The organism is Bradyrhizobium sp. ORS 285 (assembly GCF_900176205.1).
GTDB lineage: Bacteria > Pseudomonadota > Alphaproteobacteria > Rhizobiales > Xanthobacteraceae > Bradyrhizobium.
Map to the genome: position 1 here is coordinate 823,475 of NZ_LT859959.1, position 16,083 is coordinate 839,557.

16 protein-coding genes and 1 tRNA gene are annotated in these 16,083 nt (G+C 63.1%); 9 read left to right on the forward strand and 8 right to left on the reverse strand.

Features of this window, described 5'->3' with window-relative positions; genetic code table 11:
- Window positions 1-37: 37 nt before the first annotated feature.
- Complete coding sequence (locus BRAD285_RS03745) at window positions 38-856, forward strand: lytic murein transglycosylase (protein ID WP_006612255.1); 819 nt, start codon at window positions 38-40, stop codon at window positions 854-856.
- Between the two features lie 789 nt (window positions 857-1,645).
- Here the strand turns inward: BRAD285_RS03745 and BRAD285_RS03755 are convergent.
- Window positions 1,646-2,491: an SDR family oxidoreductase gene (locus BRAD285_RS03755; RefSeq protein ID WP_006612256.1), complete on the reverse strand. Its 846-nt coding sequence runs from the start codon at window positions 2,489-2,491 to the stop codon at window positions 1,646-1,648.
- Window positions 2,492-2,644: 153 nt separating this feature from the next.
- Here BRAD285_RS03755 and BRAD285_RS03760 point away from each other — a divergent pair, with 153 nt between their 5' ends.
- A complete protein-coding gene (locus tag BRAD285_RS03760) occupies window positions 2,645-3,049 on the forward strand; it encodes a response regulator (RefSeq protein WP_006612257.1) in 405 nt (134 codons plus the stop codon).
- A 134-nt stretch (window positions 3,050-3,183) separates the two neighbouring features.
- Here the strand turns inward: BRAD285_RS03760 and BRAD285_RS36045 are convergent, their stop codons facing one another.
- On the reverse strand, window positions 3,184-3,336 hold the full coding sequence (locus BRAD285_RS36045) for a hypothetical protein (RefSeq protein ID WP_175345159.1): 153 nt from the start codon (window positions 3,334-3,336) through the stop codon (window positions 3,184-3,186).
- Window positions 3,337-3,640: 304 nt separating this feature from the next.
- Here BRAD285_RS36045 and BRAD285_RS03770 point away from each other — a divergent pair, with 304 nt between their 5' ends.
- Complete coding sequence (locus tag BRAD285_RS03770) at window positions 3,641-4,876, forward strand: diguanylate cyclase domain-containing protein (protein ID WP_006612259.1); 1,236 nt, start codon at window positions 3,641-3,643, stop codon at window positions 4,874-4,876.
- 21 nt (window positions 4,877-4,897) lie between these two features.
- Complete coding sequence (locus tag BRAD285_RS03775) at window positions 4,898-5,518, forward strand: N-acetylmuramoyl-L-alanine amidase (protein ID WP_006612260.1); 621 nt, start codon at window positions 4,898-4,900, stop codon at window positions 5,516-5,518.
- Between the two features lie 77 nt (window positions 5,519-5,595).
- On the opposite strand, the gene rpoH is transcribed toward BRAD285_RS03775, so the two are convergent.
- Both rpoH and BRAD285_RS03785 read right to left on the reverse strand, forming a co-directional pair.
- Complete coding sequence (gene rpoH / locus BRAD285_RS03780; RefSeq protein ID WP_006612261.1) at window positions 5,596-6,495, reverse strand: RNA polymerase sigma factor RpoH; 900 nt, start codon at window positions 6,493-6,495, stop codon at window positions 5,596-5,598.
- 219 nt (window positions 6,496-6,714) lie between these two features.
- Window positions 6,715-7,710 carry an RluA family pseudouridine synthase gene (locus BRAD285_RS03785; RefSeq protein WP_035646581.1) on the reverse strand — a complete coding sequence of 332 codons (996 nt, stop codon included), beginning with the start codon at window positions 7,708-7,710 and terminating at the stop codon, window positions 6,715-6,717.
- A gap of 31 nt (window positions 7,711-7,741) precedes the next feature.
- On the opposite strand from BRAD285_RS03785, the gene BRAD285_RS03790 reads away from it, so the two are divergent.
- The 5 genes from BRAD285_RS03790 to BRAD285_RS03810 all read left to right on the forward strand — a co-directional run bounded on the left by BRAD285_RS03790 (window position 7,742) and on the right by BRAD285_RS03810 (window position 11,368).
- Window positions 7,742-8,080 (forward strand): hypothetical protein, encoded by a 339-nt coding sequence (locus BRAD285_RS03790; protein WP_006612263.1) that lies wholly within the window; start codon window positions 7,742-7,744, stop codon window positions 8,078-8,080.
- A 399-nt stretch (window positions 8,081-8,479) separates the two neighbouring features.
- Window positions 8,480-9,001, forward strand: a complete 522-nt coding sequence (locus BRAD285_RS35130; RefSeq protein ID WP_035645019.1) for a DUF2846 domain-containing protein — start codon at window positions 8,480-8,482, stop codon at window positions 8,999-9,001.
- A 95-nt stretch (window positions 9,002-9,096) separates the two neighbouring features.
- A tRNA-Glu gene (locus BRAD285_RS03800) sits at window positions 9,097-9,171 on the forward strand.
- 782 nt (window positions 9,172-9,953) lie between these two features.
- Complete coding sequence (locus BRAD285_RS03805) at window positions 9,954-10,790, forward strand: bis-aminopropyl spermidine synthase family protein (RefSeq protein WP_006610220.1); 837 nt, start codon at window positions 9,954-9,956, stop codon at window positions 10,788-10,790.
- A complete protein-coding gene (locus BRAD285_RS03810) occupies window positions 10,787-11,368 on the forward strand; it encodes a hypothetical protein (RefSeq protein ID WP_006610221.1) in 582 nt (193 codons plus the stop codon). The genes BRAD285_RS03805 and BRAD285_RS03810 overlap by 4 nt, the downstream gene beginning before the upstream one ends.
- Here BRAD285_RS03810 and BRAD285_RS03815 read toward each other — a convergent pair.
- The 4 genes from BRAD285_RS03815 to BRAD285_RS03825 form a co-directional block, all read right to left on the reverse strand.
- A complete protein-coding gene (locus BRAD285_RS03815; protein ID WP_006610222.1) occupies window positions 11,365-12,024 on the reverse strand; it encodes a hypothetical protein in 660 nt (219 codons plus the stop codon). The two genes, BRAD285_RS03810 and BRAD285_RS03815, sit on opposite strands and share 4 nt — an antisense overlap.
- On the reverse strand, window positions 12,017-13,012 hold the full coding sequence (locus BRAD285_RS03820) for an ImmA/IrrE family metallo-endopeptidase (protein ID WP_139020576.1): 996 nt from the start codon (window positions 13,010-13,012) through the stop codon (window positions 12,017-12,019). Before BRAD285_RS03820 ends, BRAD285_RS03815 begins: the two co-directional genes overlap by 8 nt.
- Window positions 13,013-14,237: 1,225 nt before the next feature.
- Entirely contained in the window at window positions 14,238-14,390 is a 153-nt protein-coding gene (locus BRAD285_RS35135) for a hypothetical protein (protein ID WP_157681654.1), read from the reverse strand.
- Window positions 14,387-16,039 carry an IS66 family transposase gene (locus tag BRAD285_RS03825; protein WP_157681655.1) on the reverse strand — a complete coding sequence of 551 codons (1,653 nt, stop codon included), beginning with the start codon at window positions 16,037-16,039 and terminating at the stop codon, window positions 14,387-14,389. The genes BRAD285_RS35135 and BRAD285_RS03825 overlap by 4 nt, the downstream gene beginning before the upstream one ends.
- Window positions 16,040-16,083: the final 44 nt, after the last annotated feature.

Consider the following 16,083-nt stretch of genomic DNA (forward strand, 5'->3'; position numbering starts at 1 on the left):
ATGATCGCCCTCCATTGCATGAAATCAGGGATCCCGCATGCTCCTGCGTCGTCTTGCCGTGCTGCTCGCGGCCTCGCTCTCCGCCTGTGTCGCTACCAGCTCCGCGCAGGCCGCGCGCTGCGGCGGGGATTTCAATACGTTCATCTCGAGCTTCTCCGCGGAGGCGCAGAGCGCCGGCGTCTCGGCCGGTACGATCAGCCAGGCCTTGTCCGGCGTGACGCTCGATCCGGCCGTGCTCGCCTTCGACCGCCGCCAGCGCTACACCTTCAACAAGAGCTTTGAGCAGTACGTCTCGACCCGCGTCGGCGCCGGCCGGATCAATGGCGGCCGCGCGATGCTGCAGCGGCATGCGGCGCTGCTGTCGAAGATCGAGCAGCAATACGGCGTGCCGCGCCAGATCCTGGTTGCGATCTGGGGACTCGAGACCGATTTCGGCAAGGGCGACATGGGTAAGCTGCCGGTGATCCGCACGCTCGCCACGCTCGCGCATGATTGCCGCCGCACCGAGCTGTTCCAGACCGAGCTGCTGGCCGCGCTGAAGATCGTCGAGCGCGGCGATCTCAGCTTGCGCGACCTGATCGGCGCCTTCGCCGGCGAGATTGGCCAGACCCAGTTCCTGCCGTCGTCCTACATCAAATACGGCGTCGATTTCGACGGTGACGGCCGCGTCGATCTGCGCCACTCCACCGCCGACGTGCTCGCCTCCACCGCCAACCTGCTGCACAGCAACGGATTCAAGATGGGCCAGCCCTACGACGAGGGCTCGGCGAATTTCGATGCGATGCGCGAGTGGAACAGGGCGGTGATCTACCGCAAGACCATCGGCTACTACGCGGATCAGTTGATGGGCAGGTAGGGGCGCTCTCATTCCCACTCTGTTATGCCGCGCAGAGGCGGGGCCACCTATACAATAAACAGGGCGAGCGCCACGAACGATCGTATCAATCAGTTGCTCAATCATGCCCGGGCTTGACCCGGGCATCCTCCTGCTTCCCCGCGTGCCAAACGACGTGGATGGCCAGGCCTTCGCCGCGCCGGAGCGGCTTCGGCCGCGCAGGCGGGACAAGCCCGGCCATGACGACTCAGGCGAGTGCAAATCTGATCGCGGATGACGCGAGAGAGCCGGGCACATGCCCGCCATGCGCAAACTGCCCGTCGTGTTAGTTTGTCGCACGATCAGCCCTTGTCACGTCGGGCAAATCAGCCGCACATTTGTCGCCGTCCCGGCCCGCCGGAGGGGCGTTTCGCGATCGTCACGAGGCGTGGGCCGTTGGATGCGATGGGCGTAGAGCTCCGCAGCGTGGCTTTGGTCGCGCCGACGAACGGAGCGATGCGCACGCCGAAATCGTGGCGTCCCGGCACCCCGACGCTGGTGTCAACTCACGACGAAGCTTCGCTTCGCGTGGGCATGGTGGCCAACAAGCCCGGCGCACCAAGGAGACCACGTATAAGGCGTCAACCCGTTGCGCAGGGAGGGCCGGGTCTGTCCGGCTGAACCTGTGGTAACCGCCGCGTGCTTTTCTTGTTGCACGCGGGCCGCAGGCCTCAGCCGAGGCCTGGCTCTCCCTGCGCCCTCCATATCCGAGGGCAGCCAATGAAGACAACTCGGACGCTTCCGCGCCGCGAGACCGCTTTTGCTCGCCTCTCAGCTCGCGCCGTCCTTCGCGGCCGCCTTCTCCAGCCGCTTCGCCATCACCTTCCAATAGGTGCCGGGCATGACCCGCTGCAGCAGATCCATGAAGCGCGCATCGCCGCCGATCAGGATGCGCGGCTCGTTGCGCTCGATGCCTTGGATGATGCGCAGCGCGGCGTCGCGCGGGCTCGTCTTGGCGAGCCGCTCGAAGCGTTCGATCGATTGCACGCGGCGCGCATTGTCAGTCATGCCGTGGCCGGCGCGGGCGTTGCGCGCGATCGCCGTGGCAACACCGCCGGGATGCACGACCGACAGCTTCACCGGACTGTTCGCCATGGCGAGCTCATGACGCAGGCTCTCGGAGAACCCGCGCACCGCGAACTTCGCCGCCGCATAGGCCGACTGGCCGGGCGGCGCGATGATGCCGAAGATCGAGGACAAATTGACGATGTGCGCTTCGCGCTGTCGCGCCAGATGCGGCAGAAAGGCGCGGCTGCCGTGCACGACGCCCCAGAAATTGATGTTGAACAGCCATTCGATCTCCGTCTGGTCGATCTCATGGAACGCGCCGAACAGCGCGACGCCGGCATTGTTGACGACGATGTTGAGGCCGGGATGGGCGGCGGTCGCATCCGCGGCGAACTGCGCGATCGCCTGGGCATCGCTGACATCGAGCCGGTGCGTGGTGATTTTGCGGCCGGAGGCGGCGAGTTCGGCGGCGACGCTCGCGAGGCCGGCTTCGTCGCGGTCGGCGAGTGCGAGATCGCATCCTCCCGCGGCCAACTCCACCGCCAGTGCGCGGCCGATGCCGCTGGCTGCCCCCGTGATGGCGGCGGCCGCCTTGTTGATTGTCGTCATTGTCGCATCCTGCCCCTTCGATGCCGGTTCCGGCTCTCGTTCCAAATGGCCCGATCACCTTGCGTCACTTTTTCGCATTGGAACCGAACCATCTGCCGGCTTTGCTTTTAACTCAGACTGCAAATGGGAAGGCACGTTTTTTGGAGGTTTTGCATGGGACAGTCGCAGCCGTTCCGCGCCACGGCGCTGATCGTGGAGGACGATCCTACCCAGCGCGAGATGATCTCGCTGCTGCTCGAGGAGAGCGAGTACGACGTGATCGCGTGCGAGAGTGCCGAGGCGGCGGAGCTGGTCTTGAACAAGCCCGGCAACCGCGTCGTGCTGCTGATGACCGACGTCAATCTTGCCGGCCGCATGAGCGGTGTGGAGCTCGCGCACATCGCGCGGGCGCGGCATCCGCACATCAACATCGTGGTCACGTCGGGACGGCCGCTGTCGCAGCCGTTGCCGGGTGATGCGAAGTTCTGGGCGAAGCCCTGGGCACCGCTCGACGTGCTGCGCGAGGCGGAGGTCACGCTCGAGCGCGCACCCGAGCTGCAACGGAGGCTGGGAGAGTGAGAAGACAATCGCCGTTCCGGAGCTCTTGACCTGCGGAGCGGTCATCCTATTTCAGAAAGAACGAAGGGCGGAGGGAGTCGCAGGGGAGAGCGCAGAGACCGGGTGGAAGCCGCGCTCCCACCCGGGGAGAGCAACTACTTCTTCTTGGCGGCCTTCTTGGTCTTCTTCGCCGCCTTCTTGGTCGCCTTCGCGGCCTTCTTCGCCTTCTTCGCCATGGAATCCTCGTCAGGAGTTGATGGATTGCAACGCGACTTCGAGGCCTTCGCTGGCGCAGGCCAGCTATGCATCAGCCTCGGGAATTGATCCCAGCAGATTCGCGAAGCTCTGCCTCATTCTGTCACCAGTGCGCTCACGCTTATCCACAGCTCGCTGAGACCCCGGTCCGCGTGCGCCGTTCGCACGGGCCATGAGAGCAGGGTTAACGTCCGGCGAATGATGTCTTCATTGATTCAAAACCAAGGCGCAATCTTGATGGAGGAATTGAGGAACCGTTAAGTGCGCGGCGCTCATCTTACCGCGAGCCACAGGGAAGGTCATGAGCGCGGCTTTGCTGAACATCGAGGACGGGACTAGCGTTGTCCCGCGGTTGGAATGCTGAACGTTCCGACCTTGTGGACCGCGTTCGTGGTCAACTTCCTCGCGCTCGGCCTGATCTGGGCCTACGTGATGCGCAGCTATCCCAATCTGGATTCGGCGCGCTACTGGACGGCCTCGGCCTTGATGTGCGCGCCGGCCGCGCTGTTCGCGCTCGGACGCTTCTACTTCGGCTCGTTCCTGCTGTTGCTGGCCGCCGGAGCCTTGATGACGTTCGCGATCTGCCTGGCTGCAATGGGCGTCGAGCGCTTCTACGGCCGAAGAGCATCCTGGCGGTCCAGCGCTGCGGTCGTGGGGCTAACCTGCGCGTCGATCGCCTTCTTCATGTATGTCGACGACAACGGCCCGATGCGCATCCTGAGCTACTCGATCGGGCAGGCCGTTCCGGTGGTGATGATCGCGCGGCTGGTGCTGGATGCGCGGCATGGACCGATCAATCCTGGGGCGCGGCTTGCGGGCCTGCTGTCCATCCTGATTGTTGCCGTCTTCACGGTCCGCGCCGCCGGCGCCTTCCTCGGTGCCGACTTCACCTTCAGCCATTCGACCAGCGGCCAGGCCGCCGCGGTCCTGCTCCTGATCTTCCTGTCGATGTCGCTGAATTTCGGCTTTCTGCTGATGGCCGTCGACCGGCTGCGCAACGAGGTCGCCGACCTCGCGCTGCTCGATGACCTCACCGGCGTCGCCAACCGGCGCCACCTGATGCAGCGGCTCACCGAGGAATGCGCGCGCGCCGAGCGCTCGGGGCGGCCGTTTGCACTGTTGGTGATCGACCTCGACGGCTTCAAGCTCATCAATGACACTCACGGCCATGCGGCTGGCGACGCGTGCCTGCAGCATTTCACCTTGATGGCGCAGACGCGGCTGCGGCCCGGGGACATGCTCGCCCGCACTGGCGGTGACGAGTTCTGCATCGTGCTGCCGCAGTCGAGCTTGGGCGAGGGCGCGATGATCGCTCGACGCATCCTGCAGGTTTGCCGCGAGGACGCGGAGGCCTGCGCCGGGGCCGACGTTCCGATCGAGGTCTCGATCGGCGTCGCCGAATGGACTCACGAGGTCGGCGCGTTTCCGGACCGGCTGATGGCGCGGGCGGATCAGGCGCTGTATGCGGCCAAGAAGGACGGCAAGAATCGTTTTGCCGTCTATCAGGGCGAGCTGGATACGCCCGCATTGGCGCCCGACCAGATCGAGGCCATCGCCATGCATCACCCACGTCAGAATGCCGCGGCGGAGTAGGCTCTGCTAGCATCTCTGGCCATGAGGCCGATCCTGTTCTCCCTCCGCGCAGCGCTCACGCTGCTTCTCATCTCTCCTGCGGCGGCCGACGATCTCGCCGCGCTCGCCCGCGCCTCCGGTACGCCGGAGATCCCGGGCCTGAGGATCGTCTGGCTGGCGCCGTGGGGCGATCCGCACCAGGCGCATCCCTGGACCAACATCATCGTCCACCAGACCGAGGGCCCGGCGGGATCGGCGAAGGCCGGGGCGCTGGCGCAGGCCAAAAACCCGAAACGGCGCGGCGTGACCCTGTGGGTGGAGACCGACGGCACGGTGTATTGGGCGGTGCCGGAAACCTTGGTGACCTTGCATGGCGACGGCGCCAATCGCAACGACAACCGCTATATCGACAACGGCCCCACCTATCGCAAGGTCGTGCGCGACAATTCCATCGGCGTGGAGTTCGCCGGCAACTATCCCGACGTCACCGCGCCTGCCACTGAGGCCCAGGTCGCCGCGTGGCGCATCCTCTCGAAGCTGCTCCGGTTGCGTTATCAGATCCCGCGGGAGCGGATCTATGCGCACAACTGGATCGACTACAAGGACGCCCGGTATTGCGAGGGCTGTGCGCTGGCCGAGCTCGCGCGCGCCGCGCCGGACTAACCTCAACTAACAAGAAGCCGGCGTCTCCGCCGGCTCCGATCGCATTCAAAAACCACCTTCAAGCGAAAGCCGCGCGCTTAGTGCGCGGCCTCCAGGGCGGCCGCCTCCTGCTTGGCGATGGTGCCCTTGACGGCGGACTGCACCTTCTCGAACGCGCGCACCTCGATCTGGCGCACGCGCTCGCGCGACACGCCGAACTCGGCGGCGAGGTCCTCGAGCGTCATCGGCTCGTCGGCCAGGCGCCGCGCCTCGAAGATGCGGCGCTCGCGCGCATTCAGCACGCCGATCGCGCCGTTCAGCGCCTGCCGGCGGTGGTCGTACTCCTCATGCTCGGCCATGATGGCTTCCTGGTTGGGCGAGGTGTCGACCAGCCAGTCCTGCCATTCGCCCGCTTCGCCGTCGTCGCGGATCGGCGCGTTCAGCGAGGCGTCGCCACCGAGGCGGCGGTTCATGTCGATCACGTCCTGATCGGTCACGCCGAGGCGCTTCGCGATCAGCTTGACCTGGTCCGGACGCAGATCACCTTCATCCAGCGCCGAGATCTTGCTCTTCGCCTTGCGCAGGTTGAAGAACAGCTTCTTCTGGTTCGCGGTGGTGCCCATCTTCACGAGCGACCACGAACGCAGGATGTACTCTTGTATCGACGCCTTGATCCACCACATGGCGTATGTGGCGAGGCGGAAGCCCTTCTCGGGCTCGAACCTCTTCACCGCCTGCATCAGGCCGACATTGCCTTCCGACACGACTTCGGATATCGGCAGGCCGTAGCCGCGATAGCCCATGGCGATCTTGGCCACGAGCCTGAGGTGGCTGGTCACGAGTTTATGTGCTGCGTCGCTGTCGTCATGCTCGCGCCAACGCTTGGCGAGCATGTACTCCTCCTGCGGTTCCAGCATCGGGAACTTGCGGATCTCGGAGAGGTAGCGAGCAAGGCCGGATTCTCCGTTGAGAACCGGTAGTGTAGCTGTACGGGCCATCGAGCGCCCTCCAGTTGGTTCAGGCCCCCGATAGCGGCGGGCCAGGCAAAGCGGTCACTTGGTTAAAGCCAACCGGTTTGCGACGTTCCATGCGTCGACCATTCGACGCAGGCGCAACATACACCAAAATTCGCCTCCCGTGGAAGGATTCCGGGGGTCACGACCCCGTGTGAGCGAATTAAGTTTTTGACATCCTTGCGTTTTCCTGAACGGCCTGCGTCATAGCGCCGCTCGGAGCGCCTCTCCCAAAAGAGAAAGATCCTCCGGAAGCTCCGATTCCCAGCGCATAATTTCTCCGGTGCGCGGGTGCTCGATTACCAATAGATACGCATGCAGCGCCTGCCGCCCCAACGACTCGAGCGCCGTCCGCGCCCCCGGCGCGAGCTGGTTCGCCTTGGTCTTGAAGTGCGGGCCGTAGACGGCGTCGCCCATCAGCGGATGCCCGAGATAAGCGAGATGCACCCGGATCTGGTGGGTGCGCCCGGTTTCGAGATGGCAGGCGATCAGCGCCGCCACCGGCTTGCCGTCGCGGCCGGTAAAACTCTCCATCACCTCGTAATGGGTGATGGCCTCGCGGCCCTTCGGCCGCACCGCCATCTTGTCGCGCGCATGCGGATGCCGGTCGATGGCCGCATTGATGGTGCCATGCGGCCGGTGCGGCAGGCCCCAGGCGAAGGCGAGATAGCCGCGCTCCATCGCGCCGGTGCGGCCGTGGTCGGCGAACTGCGCGCTCAAGGAGGCGTGAGCGTGATCGTTCTTGGCGACCACCATCAGCCCGGTGGTGTCCTTGTCCAGCCGGTGCACGATGCCCGGCCGCTTGACCCCGCCGATCCCGGAAAGACTGGCGCCGCAATGCGCGATCAGCGCATTCACCAAGGTACCGCTCTCGTGCCCGGCGGCGGGATGCACCACGAGCCCTGCCGGCTTGTCGATGACGATGATGTCGTCGTCCTCGTAGACGATCGTGAGCGGGATCGCCTCGGCGGCGGGCTCGGCCGGGACGGCCTCGGGCACGTCGATTGTGATCGTGTCGCCGGCCGTGACGTGATAAGCGGGGTCCCGCATCGCCGCCTCGCCAAGGCTTCCTTTAATAAGCGACACCTGTCCGGCCAGGATCAGCGCCTTCAGCCGGGACCGCGACAGCTCCGGCAGCCGGCTTGCGAGCACGCGATCGAGCCGCGGCGAGCCTTCGTCGCCGGCGACAATGACCGTCATCAGACCGTGAGATTGTGAAGTCGAGATGTCCATGAATACTACCGTTGCGCCCGAGCCGTCCTCGCCCGAGCAGGCCCAGCTGATGGCGCGGCTGCGGCGCATGATGATGATCGCGGGCGTGACCACCTCGGTCGCGATCGCAGTGCTCTTGGTCGCCATCGGCTATCGCCTTTTCCGCGGCGAGGGAAGCACGGCGTCGGGCCCGGACCTCACCGCCATGCTCCCGAAGGGCGCCCGCATCGTTTCCACCGGCACCGCCGGCGACCGACTGGCGGTCACGTTGGATGTGGGGGGCACCACCGAGATCCGCACCTTCGACGCCAAAACCCTCAAACCCACCGGCCGCCTCCGCTTCGCCGTCGAGCCGTAAGGGCAGGGCAGCGCCGCAGACGGCGGAGAATGAGAGCCCACGCGGCGGCCGATGTCCGCCCAGGCGACTCGAAAACGGCTCCGATCCACGTGTGAGCCCGGTCGGCGCGGCAACGACGGTCTGCTCCCTCGCCCCGCTTGCGGGGAGAGGGCTGGGGTGAGGGGGGCTCTCCACGAGTCCGGTGCCCGTGGAGAGCCCCCCTCACCCGGATTGCATCTGGCGATGCAATCCGACCTCTCCCCGCGTGCGGGGAGAGGTGACACAGACAGCCGGACCGCGGCGGCCTTGCAGCGTATAGACGATCCCGCGCGAGGAGCCGCGCTACAACTGCCGGTATCATTGTCGCCTGGTTCCATGTCTGCTCTAAACACCCCCGGGGAACTCTCGGAGTGGGGTGGAATGACCGGACATCTGTCGCGCGCGCTGAGCCTGTTGGCCGTGGCGCTGCTGCTGACCGCCTGCGCCGCCACGTCGGCGCTGGAACCGCAGACCAAGCAGCGCGACGGCCGGATGGCGCGGATCTATTTCCTGCGCGAGAAGGGCCTCGTCGGCGCCATGGGCACCACGGCGGGCACCGCCGACGTCAAGGTCGCCGGCAAGGCCGTCGGCGCGCTGCGCAACGGCTACTATCTGTTCGTCGATCGTCCGGCCGGCACCTACGACGTCTCGGTCAATTCGGGCGTCTCGCTCCCCTATGAAACCGAGATCCAGGTCGAGGCCGGGCAGGTCTATTATCTGTGTCTCGGCGCGACGCCCTATGGCCCGCCCGGCCAGGTGCTGCTGAACCAGGCCTATGCCGGCGGCAGCGGCACCTTGATGCCCCCAAGGTCGGGCCTCTCCGGCGCGATGTCCGGCACCGTGCTGTATCGCATGGACGCGAGCTCCGGCGCCGCGCTGATGGCCCAGCTCCAGGCGCCGTGAGGCAGGCTCAGACCACCCGTCCGCAACATCGCCCATGAAAATTGCGTCTTCCGTCTTGCGGCGCGGCGATTTCGAGGCTATGCGGTTCACCTCACGCTCCCTTCGTCTAGCGGTTAGGACGCGGCCCTCTCAAGGCTGAAACAGGGGTTCGATTCCCCTAGGGAGCGCCATTCCCCGGCGCTCAACCCTTTATCTCTGACATGCACGCGCGGCTCCTCGGCCTCGCGGCGCGAATTCGCGTCCGAGCTTTGCTCTCAGGTACGCCCTCGAAACAGAAGGGCGCAGGGAAGGCCGGGTGCAGGCCGCACCCATGGCCCGCCTGCAACAAAAAAAGCAGGCGGCAGTCACCACAGGATTGGCCGAACAACCGGCCTTCCCTGCGCGATGGGTTTTACGGCTGCTCCGTGCTCTCCCAGGGGACCGGGCTTGCTTGCCCCCGTCATCGGCATCGTCGCCGACCAAGACACCAGCGTCGGGGTGTCGGGACCACACGGCTTGACCGTCCGTCCAGGGTTCGTTCGTCCGCACGCGAACCGCGCACTGCGACCCCAGCCGGCCACCGCATCTCCCGCTCCACGGTCCGTGACGATCGCGAAACGCCCCTTCAGTGAGCGGAAGACGGCGAAGAGTGTCGATCTGAGTTGCCCGACGACACAAGGCCGGATTTGCCCGACGGAATGCGACAAACTGGCACGACGGGCAGTCTGGGAGGAGTAGCAGCCAATTTTCTTTCTTAGCGGCGAAATCGAGTTTAGGGGCCCCGCAGTCTCCATGACGTTGGGCGGAACCTGAGTCGCATCGAGTTACAGATAGGCCAGACTAAGTCCAACTGACTGTGAATTTTAGCTGGTCCTGCCGGTCAGCGCGGTTGCCGGATTCGCGCGGGAAGCGTAAGTCGGATGCTCGTTATGATTGATTTGTCGCTTTTTCGGCGTCGGCCGAAGGGGGGTAGATGGCAAGAAAGCAAATCGACCTACGCATGGCGATGAACGCGATTTCGGACGTGGTCCAAAATCGGCCGAGGCCGCTTCGGGAGTTCGATCAGATATACATGAAGAGCGGCGACATGGTTATGCAGACGGAATTCGTTGCAAATTTAGTAGAAGACAAGAACGTCGCATTTATCGGCGATGGCGACGCGATCAGCATTTCGATCGCGTATTTCAAGCACTGCGGGATCACCGAATACGGTCCGAAGTCGGTTACCGTTTTCGATTTCGACGAACGCATCGTCGAGGCCATCAGGTGTTTCGCCGAGAAGGAGGAAATACAAAACTTGAACGCCGAACTATACAACGTGCTGGATGCGTTTCCGAGACCCGGCGCTTTCGACCTGTTCTATACCAATCCGCCGTGGGGCCAGCACAACGATGGCGAAAGCGTCAACGTATTTACGCAGCGAGGCATGGAGGCGGTAGGCTATCGAGGTGATGGGATCATTGTAATCGCCGATGACAAGGAATTGGATTGGCCGAAGCAGGTCTTGAGCAAGGTACAGCGCTTCGGAGCGGAGAGCGGCTACTTCGTATCGAGGATGATGCCCCGCCTCCATCTGTACCACCTGGAGAATGCTCCCGATCTTCAGTCTTGCAATCTGATTTTATCCGCGGTGCCCGGAGAGGTCAGGGCCGTAGACAGCAAGCCAATCGTGGAGCCGGAGCGGCTCAACAATTTCTATGGACGATCGAAAGCTCCGCGCGTCCGCTATGTCCGTGAGAGGAAGCGGTTGAATTACGGTATGGCGAACGAAGACGAATACGAGTTGATTCTGCTGGAAGGACAATCATGACCACCATCATTCGTCCGGGTGCGGGCATACTCTATATGAAGGTCGGAAAGCACGCTCAGGAGTCACTCGCGGACATCATCAAGCGGAAGTCTGAAGAGATAAAAAAGGCCGGCTTCAGTATGTGGGGCTACGGCGGCAATACTTGTCATCCAACGACTATGGTGCAGCCGTTCGCCGAGGACATGCAGAAAAGGGGAGCACCGATCTTCCTCTGCATGCAGGCCATGGAATCGAAACACGAAGCTGCTCCCGTGAGAGCTCAAGAATACTCAGTGGATGGGTTGAAGTGGCAGGAGATACCGAAAGACATCAACGTACTCGGATCGCGCTATGCTTTGATGATCAAGAGCCTCAGGGAGGAGGACCACGTCCTGAAATTGCATGAGACTCGCGTTGCCGTTGGACCCAATGCTGGCCGCGTCGGTAACCGGTATATCAAAGGGCGGGTGGATAAGGCGTGCTTGCTCGTGGATGAGAAGCCGGAATTGGCCAACCAATCAGAAAACTCCGACGTCAATATAAACCTAGTCGCCGAATTAGTGGACCCCTATTCGGTCTTTCTAAGGGATCCTCGCTAGGCAAAAAAGTTGTCGCCGAGCAACTCGCCACTGTTGCCCCGCAGGTGCTCAACGTAGCTGTTCAGCCCCTCTTCTGAATTCTGCTCGTCGAACGTCGACGAACATCCGAAGCAGATGGACATTGCCTTGTCCACGGCAGCTTCGGCGCATACTGAAGCCGCAACAGCTGCTCCGCCCTTTTTGGCGCAGATGCAGAGCATGACCTGTTCGAAGCACGCGATGCGCCCAGCGAGCGCGGGCACGATTCCAAGATCGGTAGCCAGTCGCCAAGCGGCGGCTATGGCTCGCTTATCGCCCGTCACCATGGCTTTAGCCGCTCGATTGACTAGTACGGCGAGCAGTTGGCTTTCGCCCGAATCAAACGCGTAGCCGGCCGACAGCGCGTGCTCCTCGTACTGCGCGGCTAGACCGAGCTCAGCATCGTCGGGTTCAAGGGAAGTAATTGAAGCGAGGACGGTGTCCAGCGACTTCGACGCCCTTTGCCGGTCGACGATCTTGCCTGACTTCTCGATCTTCCGCTTCAGGACGAATTTTGCCAGTGCAAGACTGGCTACGTCGCGGCTTCCGCATGCCAAAATGCTAATAAGCTCAGGCGCCAAATCATAGCACGACGTCTTGAATAGAACGTCGTTGTCGACGAGCATAAGTTCAGCCATTTGGCGTTCCCATGATCGTCCGAATAAACTCCGCGGAGTCGTCGCTCATGGCGGACCAGTCGATCTGATCGTTCGCCAAGCCGTTCACTTCGCGCCAGACTGGCTTTCTTTCGGAGTAGATATACCGCAAGGCCGCCATGGCCCGAGCCCAATTCTCGGTCCGGTAGGCGTAACAGAGAGCCAGCGTTCCGGGTTCGATGCCTCGCTTCGGCCCTTCATCCTGAGCGGCTGCCGCGAGCTGACGTGCGCCGAACTTATCGATGTTGGTCCTGATGTCAGGATCGGGCGAGCCGGTCAGCAGAGAGAGCGCGTACTTGTCAGCCGCCTTCTCGTCGTCGTCTTCCTGTTCGCTTTCGATCGGATCGTCGAGGTCTACAATTGCTGAAGCGCCATTGAGATGGCCGAGCGATGCGTGTCCCAGTTCATGGGCCAGCGTGAAGGCCACCGGCGCGGGGTATAGCGCGTCCTTGCCCAAGAGGACGGCGAAGCGCCCGTTTGTCTCAACGACCATTGCGTGCATCGCCTTCGTGGCGAGTGGAAATACTCGAAGGTGGATGACCGGGATGCCGAATGCCCAACAAGTCGCCAGAAGGGACATGAGATCGACGAATGGCGCGCCGCCATCGCGGATTGCACCACGAAGCTCTTCCGCCGATGGTGGGTGTATTGGCTGGGCCCGAACGCCTTGAAGAAGGAGGTGTGCGACGGCAACTCCGAAAGAGGCGAGGGCATCTTTCTGCGCCGCTCCCTCTCCAGACAAGTGTTTGAACCGTGCAGTATCGTGCCAGACGAATTCTACGCGATCGTCTGACAGGGCTTTCGGCGAAACTCCCAGCTTGCGGGCGAGTGCGAACCGCAATTCTGCGCGGGCCGAAGCAGACCCGTCAGCCTCTTCGCTCCACCAAGTTGGCCAAGCGGCGTCGATAGCCTGATCGCTCAAGCCGGCTTCTTTCAAATCCTTCCTGAGTTTGCCGGACTCAGCCGTCACTTTGTCGCCGCCCGTCGGTGAGTGATTCCTGTTTCGTTCTACACGTTTTTGGAAGCCTAGAACAGCCTTGGCTGAAGTTCGGTCGCGGTTGAAGGTCCCGACCGGATATCGCGTACCATTCGGAGCCACTCATCCTGGCTCAAACATGATAGGTTGGCCAATACCCGCTCAAGCATCGACCGTCGATCCGCGGTGAGATCGATCGGGTCTCCCAGTCGAACCCAATATCCCTGGCCGAGCTTAGCCTTTAGATTTATCTTGTACGTTGGAGCGGGCGCTCCGTCGGAGACCCGTCGGAGCAGGGCAGTAACTTGCGATGCTCCAACGGCTCCCGCAGTGTCGGAAACATTCCGATAAGCGCTCGGGTCGAACGGTCCGAAATCGCCAAGCCTTAGCTTCTGATCAGATCGACACATCAATGCATAGTGAACGTTCCTCACCCGTGTGCCGGCATCGGCTCTACTCGTGATCAGAGTGGACGGCGGCAGGGGCTGCTCCCGGCCAAAATGATCGAAGTAAGATCGCCAAATGCGAAGGCGGCTGGGGGCGACATCAACCGTCTTCGGTCGGGATTTCATGATCGAGAAGACAACGTCGACATCCGTACCGGTCCTGGCAAGTTCAGGGATTGATCTGGAAGGCGCATTGCCCACGCCCCAGCAAAACACGCCGTTTCCAGCCGAGCGTTCTAGCTCCTTCCTCTCGACGATAGCCTGAAGTTCTTGGCCAGCCTCGGTCTGCATGCGCGACCAGCAAACGGTCTCCGTTAACGACGCGCTCGCCGGGGAGATTTCAGGCGGCAGCGATCGGTTACGGGCAAGCATCTGCATGGATCCTCAATTAATCCCAGAGACCGTAAACGGCGGTCGCGGCTGACGCAAACGATCTGCGTGACATCTGCGCCAGACACTATGTATAAAGGTGTTGAAAGGCAGTGGAAATCCTGTTGCCAAATTTATCCCAAATCGTCCCATGAATGCTGGACGCGAGCCAAGCTGGAACCCTGTGTCACGGGTGCATCCCTCGGTTTGGACTGAGGTCGTGAGGCTGTCTTCGAAGGATCGAATGTCCATTCCGCTAATGGTCCGACGGCGTATTGACTGGCTTTCGGCAAAGACCACCGAACTCCTCGCGATCCTTGAGGCGGACGGATCGGCAGAGGTCGTGGCTTGGAAGGGAAAGGGGGTGCATCTGATCACCCAGATCGAAACGGCTTTGCAAGGTCTCACCGTAAGCATCCGCCGTAGACCCAGATGACGCCATCCTCGATGTCCAATTCGCTGGCGACGTCGTGCAACCATTCCTCATCTTCGCCGAGGTCCTTGGCAACCTTGGCGATGGTGGTGACGTGGTGAACTTTGTTGACGTGCGTGGTCATGCTGCTCGGGTGGAGAGCGCTGCGGCCTGAGGCGTCCAGTTCCAGGGCAGCAGTTCGTCGAGCCGTTGGGACGGGTGAGCGGCAATCCGGTCAATGACATCGGTCAGCCAGGCTTGCGGATCGATCCCGTTCATTTTGGCGGTGACGATCAGGCTGTACATCGCAGCTGCGCGCCGGCCGCCGCGATCAGACCCGCAGAAGAGCCAGGATTTTCGACCTAGGGCGATGCCTCGCAGACCGCGCTCGGCGGCATTGTTGGAGAGGCACACACGACCGTCATCGAGGAACAGCGTGAAGCTCGGCCATCGCTTCAGCACGTAATTGAATGCCTTGGCAAGGTCGTGCCCCCGGGCGAGCTTGGCGAGTTGCTCTTGCATGTAGAGCCGCAGGTCTTCGGTCAAAGGCCGACTGAGCGTCTGCCGTGCTTCGAGACGCTCCTGCGCGCTTTTGCCATTGATGGAACGCTCGATCTCGAACAACGCATCGATCCGGCGCACGACCTCGATTGCGATCGGAGAAAGCGGGATCTCCTTCTTGCCCGCAGCCTTGCGGCGCGCATTCTCCTCCAGATCGGCCATGGCAAAGAACGGGCGCCGCGCATGCGCCCAGCACGACGCCTCGCGGATCGGTCCAGGGCCGCGTCCAGCCAGATAGAGCTGGTTATAGCCGTCATAGGCGTCGGCCTGCAGGATGCCGGCATACCGCGCCAGATGCGCCTGCGGATGCTCGCCCTTGCGATCGCGCGAGTAGTAGAACATCGCTGCCGGCGGGTCCGCACCACCGAACGGCCGGTCGTCCCGGACATAGATCCAGCACCGCCCCGTGTCAGTCTTTCCCTTGGCCAGCACCGGCACGGTCGTATCGTCGGCATGAAGGCGCTCGGCCGTCATGACATGCGCTTCAACCAGGCGCAGCAGCGGGTCCAGCGACGCACAGACCGACCCCACGGCATCCGCCATGGTCGAGAGCGCTATCGGCACGCCCTCCAGCGCATAGCGCTCGGCCTGGCGGTTCAAGGGCTGATGCTGACCGAACTTCTCGAACATGATCATCGCCAGCAGGCTCGGCCCGGCCCATCCTCGCGCCACGGCATGGAACGGCGCCGGCACCTGGCTGATCTTCTCGCAGTCCCGGCAGGAGAACTTCTCCCGCACCGTCTCGATCACCTTCCATTGGCGCGGCACCACCTCCAGCGTCCGCGTCACGTCCTCGCCGAGCTTGCGCAGGCGATTGCTGCCGCAGCATTCGCAAGCCGTCGGCGGCTCGATCACCACCCGCTCGCGGGGCAGATGTTCGGGGAAGGTTTGTCGCTCGGTGCGCTTGCGCGTGAAGGCGCGGACCGTGCTGGTCTTCGCCGCGGCGCGTTCCGCCGCAAGCTCGTCCTCGGTGGCGCCAGCTTCCTGCTCTTCGAACGTCAGCGCCAGTTGTTCGAGCAGGCGTGATGAACGCTCCGACCGCTGCCCGTAGATCTGATGCCTCAGCTTGGCGATCTGCAGCTTCTGGGACGCGATCAGGGCTTCGTCTTCCGATGCCTTGGCTCGGGCAGCCGCAAGCTCGGCAGCGACCTCCAATCCCTTCGCGCGCTCGGCCGCCAGCGCCTGTTTCAGGGCGACGACGTCATCCGGTCCAGCATCGCAATCGGCGTTCATGCGACGCAGTGAATCACAGATCAGGCCGGTTGGAACTCCCTAAA